Source organism: Blastococcus sp. SYSU D01042, from assembly GCF_054050515.1.
The window spans coordinates 1-5,527 of sequence record NZ_JBJGZM010000017.1; the positions used below are offsets into that span (position 1 = coordinate 1).

At 59.0% G+C, this 5,527-nt stretch carries 3 rRNA genes; all 3 read left to right on the plus strand.

Annotation, left to right across the window (positions count from 1 at the left end):
- Positions 1-164: 164 nt before the first annotated feature.
- A 16S ribosomal RNA gene (locus ACI79H_RS19280) occupies positions 165-1,683 on the plus strand.
- 489 nt (positions 1,684-2,172) lie between these two features.
- A 23S ribosomal RNA gene (locus tag ACI79H_RS19285) occupies positions 2,173-5,296 on the plus strand.
- 107 nt (positions 5,297-5,403) lie between these two features.
- Positions 5,404-5,520: ribosomal RNA gene (gene rrf, locus ACI79H_RS19290) — 5S ribosomal RNA — on the plus strand.
- The 16S, 23S and 5S rRNA genes sit together here, the layout of an rRNA operon.
- Positions 5,521-5,527: the final 7 nt, after the last annotated feature.

Below are 5,527 nucleotides of genomic sequence, written 5' to 3' on the forward strand. Positions count from 1 at the left end.
GAGGGTCGAGTGTCTGCGCGTCCGCTCTTTGAGAACTCAACAGCGTGCCGAAAGTCAGTGCCAAGTAATACCCCGTGCCGGGTTCTTCGGATCTCGGCTGGGATTCCTTTGGTTGATTGATATCGAGAGTGCTAGCTCTCGGTTCTCAGCCGGTGTCGAATTCATCTACGGAGAGTTTGATCCTGGCTCAGGACGAACGCTGGCGGCGTGCTTAACACATGCAAGTCGAACGGTGAACCTCGCTTGCGGGGGGATCAGTGGCGAACGGGTGAGTAACACGTGGGCAACCTGCCCTCAGCTCTGGGATAACTCCAAGAAATTGGGGCTAATACCGGATATGACCGCTGACCGCATGGTCTGGTGGTGGAAAGATTTATCGGCTGGGGATGGGCCCGCGGCCTATCAGCTTGTTGGTGGGGTAGTGGCCTACCAAGGCGACGACGGGTAGCCGGCCTGAGAGGGTGACCGGCCACACTGGGACTGAGACACGGCCCAGACTCCTACGGGAGGCAGCAGTGGGGAATATTGCGCAATGGGCGAAAGCCTGACGCAGCGACGCCGCGTGGGGGATGACGGCCTTCGGGTTGTAAACCTCTTTCAGCAGGGACGAAGCGAAAGTGACGGTACCTGCAGAAGAAGCACCGGCCAACTACGTGCCAGCAGCCGCGGTAATACGTAGGGTGCAAGCGTTGTCCGGAATTATTGGGCGTAAAGAGCTCGTAGGCGGTTTGTTGCGTCGGCTGTGAAAACCTGAGGCTCAACCTCAGGCCTGCAGTCGATACGAGCAGACTAGAGTGTTGCAGGGGAGACTGGAATTCCTGGTGTAGCGGTGAAATGCGCAGATATCAGGAGGAACACCGGTGGCGAAGGCGGGTCTCTGGGCAACAACTGACGCTGAGGAGCGAAAGCGTGGGGAGCGAACAGGATTAGATACCCTGGTAGTCCACGCCGTAAACGTTGGGCGCTAGGTGTGGGGCTCATTCCACGAGTTCCGTGCCGCAGCTAACGCATTAAGCGCCCCGCCTGGGGAGTACGGCCGCAAGGCTAAAACTCAAAGGAATTGACGGGGGCCCGCACAAGCGGCGGAGCATGTTGCTTAATTCGATGCAACGCGAAGAACCTTACCTAGGCTTGACATGCACGGAAATCCTCCAGAGATGGTGGGTCCGTAAGGGCCGTGCACAGGTGGTGCATGGTTGTCGTCAGCTCGTGTCGTGAGATGTTGGGTTAAGTCCCGCAACGAGCGCAACCCTCGTTCCATGTTGCCAGCACGTGATGGTGGGGACTCATGGGAGACTGCCGGGGTCAACTCGGAGGAAGGTGGGGATGACGTCAAATCATCATGCCCCTTATGTCTAGGGCTGCAAACATGCTACAATGGCCGGTACAAAGGGCTGCGATACCGCGAGGTGGAGCGAATCCCAAAAAGCCGGTCTCAGTTCGGATTGGGGTCTGCAACTCGACCCCATGAAGTTGGAGTCGCTAGTAATCGCAGATCAGCAACGCTGCGGTGAATACGTTCCCGGGCCTTGTACACACCGCCCGTCACGTCACGAAAGTCGGTAACGCCCGAAGCCGGTGGCCCAACCCTTGTGGAGGGAGCCGTCGAAGGCGGGATCGGCGATTGGGACGAAGTCGTAACAAGGTAGCCGTACCGGAAGGTGCGGCTGGATCACCTCCTTTCTAAGGAGCACTTGACCGGTCAGCCTCGCTGCTGCCGGTCCAGAGCCACGCCAGGACGTGACGGTCACCCATCTCCGGGTGGCCGCTGGTTGCCTGGGTGGTGCTCGAGGGTGGAACGCTGACCAGTTCGGCCGGCAGCTGCGGCTGCTCCTAGTACGGCGCTCGTCTCGTCCCTTTGCGGACGGGGATGGCGCGTGGAACGGGGTGGGTGCGGGGTGACCGGTCGTAGGCACGCTGTTGGGTCCTGAGAGAGCGGACCATCCCTGCGGGGGTGTGAGGCTGTCTTGTGTCAGGGCCGGTCTGCATCTCATACCGCTGTCGCACCCGAGGGTGGGGCGGGTCTGGTGGGGTCGGGTGACCGGTGTCTGGTCGTACGTTGAGAACTGCACAGTGGACGCGAGCATCTTTATGACTCTTGATCGTCGAGAGTTCTTGTAGGCCCGCACGAGCGATCTCCTTCCGGGGGTTGGTTGTGCGGTGTTTTTGTGTGGCCAAGTTGTTAAGGGCACACGGTGGATGCCTGGGCACCAGGAGCCGATGAAGGACGTAGGAGGCTGCGATAAGCCTCGGGGAGCTGTCAACCGAGCGTTGATCCGAGGATTTCCGAATGGGGGAACCCCGCACCAGTCATGTGGTGTGACCCGCGCCTGAACACATAGGGCGTGTGGAGGGAACGTGGGGAAGTGAAACATCTCAGTACCCACAGGAAGAGAAAACAACCGTGATTCCGTGAGTAGTGGCGAGCGAAAGCGGATGAGGCTAAACCGATCGCATGTGATAGCCGGCAGGCGTTGTGTGGTCGGGGTCGTGGGACCGTCCAGTACCTTCTGCCGAGGGTACGGGGAGTAAGAAAATGCTTGTGTTAGTGGAAGGCCTCTGGAAGGGGTCGCCGTAGAGGGTGAGAGCCCCGTACACGAAAACGCAGCATCTCCCGGACGTGTTTCCCAAGTAGCACCGAGCCCGTGAAATTCGGTGTGAATCTGGCGGGACCACCCGCTAAGCCTGAATACTCCCTGGTGACCGATAGCGGACAAGTACCGTGAGGGAAAGGTGAAAAGTACCCCGGGAGGGGAGTGAAATAGTACCTGAAACCGTGTGCCTACAAGCCGTGAGAGCCTTAGGACTTCGGTCCGGGGTGATTGCGTGCCTTTTGAAGAATGAGCCTGCGAGTTAGTGGTACGTGGCGAGGTTAACCCGTGGGGGGTAGCCGTAGCGAAAGCGAGTCCGAACAGGGCGACTCAGTCGCGTGCCCTAGACCCGAAGCCGAGTGATCTACCCATGGCCAGGTTGAAGCGCGGGTAAGACCGCGTGGAGGACCGAACCCACTTAGGTTGAAAACTGAGGGGATGAGCTGTGGGTAGGGGTGAAAGGCCAATCAAACTCGGTGATAGCTGGTTCTCCCCGAAATGCATTTAGGTGCAGCGTCACGTGTTTCTTGCCGGAGGTAGAGCACTGGATGGCCGATGGGCCCCACAAGGTTACTGACGTCAACCAAACTCCGAATGCCGGTAAGTGAGAGCGTGGCAGTGAGACTGCGGGCGATAAGGTTCGTAGTCGAGAGGGAAACAGCCCAGATCATCGGCTAAGGCCCCTAAGCGTGTGCTAAGTGGAAAAGGATGTGGAGTCGCAGAGACAACCAGGAGGTTGGCTTAGAAGCAGCCACCCTTGAAAGAGTGCGTAATAGCTCACTGGTCAAGTGATTCCGCGCCGACAATGTAGCGGGGCTCAAGCACACCGCCGAAGCCGTGGCATTCACACGTTCGCCCGCCGGTCCTCCTAGGGGCTGGCCAGGTGTGTGGATGGGTAGGGGAGCGTCGTGTGGCGGTCGAAGCGGCGGAGTGATCCAGCCGTGGACGCCACGCGAGTGAGAATGCAGGCATGAGTAGCGAGAGGGGAGTGAGAAACTCCCCCGCCGGAAGACCAAGGGTTCCTGGGCCAGGCTAATCCGCCCAGGGTGAGTCGGGACCTAAGGCGAGGCCGACAGGCGTAGTCGATGGACAACGGGTTGATATTCCCGTACCCGCGAAGGAACGCCCATGCTGAACCCAGCGATGCTAACCACCCGAACCACCGGTCCTCACTTGTGAGGCGAGTGTGGGGAGGCTGGGACCCGGACTGGTAGTAGGCAAGCGATGGGGTGACGCAGGAAGGTAGTCCTACCGGTGAGTGGTAGTACCGGTGCAAGGGTGTGGCCCGCGGGGTAGGCAAATCCGTCCCGCATACAGGGTGAGACCTGACGCATAGCCGAATGAGGCGAATTGGATGATCCTATGCTGCCGAGAAAAGCCTCTAGCGAGTTCCGAGCGGCCCGTACCCCAAACCAACTCAGGTGGTCAGGTAGAGAATACCAAGGCGATCGAGCGAACTGTGGTTAAGGAACTCGGCAAAATGCCCCCGTAACTTCGGGAGAAGGGGGGCCATCTACTGTGAACCGCCTCGCGCGGGGCAGCGGTGGGTGGCCGCAGAGACCAGTGAGAAGCGACTGTTTACTAAAAACACAGGTCCGTGCGAAGTCGTAAGACGATGTATACGGACTGACGCCTGCCCGGTGCTGGAACGTTAAGGGGACGGGTTAGTGCTTCGGCGCGAAGCTCAGAACTCAAGCGCCAGTAAACGGCGGTGGTAACTATAACCATCCTAAGGTAGCGAAATTCCTTGTCGGGTAAGTTCCGACCTGCACGAATGGCGTAACGACTTCTCAGCTGTCTCAACCACAGGCTCGGCGAAATTGCACTACGAGTAAAGATGCTCGTTACGCGCGGCAGGACGGAAAGACCCCGGGACCTTTACTATAGCTTGATATTGGTGTTCGGTTCGGCTTGTGTAGGATAGGTGGGAGACTGTGAAGCGGGCACGCCAGTGTCCGTGGAGTCATCGTTGAAATACCACTCTGGTCGAATTGGATGTCTAACTTCGGTCCGTGATCCGGATCAGGGACAGTGTCAGGTGGGTAGTTTAACTGGGGCGGTTGCCTCCCAAAATGTAACGGAGGCGCCCAAAGGTTCCCTCAGCCTGGTTGGCAATCAGGTGTCGAGTGCAAGTGCACAAGGGAGCTTGACTGTGAGACCGACGGGTCGAGCAGGAGCGAAAGCTGGGACTAGTGACCCGGCACCGGCATGTGGAAGCGGTGTCGCTCAACGGATAAAAGGTACCCCGGGGATAACAGGCTGATCTTCCCCAAGAGTCCATATCGACGGGATGGTTTGGCACCTCGATGTCGGCTCGTCGCATCCTGGGGCTGGAGTAGGTCCCAAGGGTTGGGCTGTTCGCCCATTAAAGCGGTACGCGAGCTGGGTTTAGAACGTCGTGAGACAGTTCGGTCCCTATCCGCCGTGCGCGTAAGAGACTTGAGAAGAGCTGTCCCTAGTACGAGAGGACCGGGACGGACGAACCTCTGGTGTGCCAGTTGTACCGCCAGGTGCACTGCTGGTTAGCTACGTTCGGCAGGGATAACCGCTGAAAGCATCTAAGCGGGAAGCTCGCTTCAAGATGAGGTCTCTCACCGGGTCAACCGGGTAAGGCCCCCGCCCAGACCAGCGGGTTGATAGGCCGGAAGTGGAAGCACCGCAAGGTGTGGAGCTGACCGGTACTAATAGGCCGAGGGCTTGACCACACAACACCTCTCACGAGCTGTTGACGGTCGACAGTCATACAACGAGATGTCTCGCGTCCACTGTGCGGTTCTGAACGCACGAACCAGACGGTTCAAGTTCACAGAGTTACGGCGGCCATGGCGAGAGGGAAACGCCCGGTCACATTCCGAACCCGGAAGCTAAGCCTTTCAGCGCCGATGGTACTGCCCTGGAGACGGGGTGGGAGAGTAGGACGCCGCCGGACAACCATT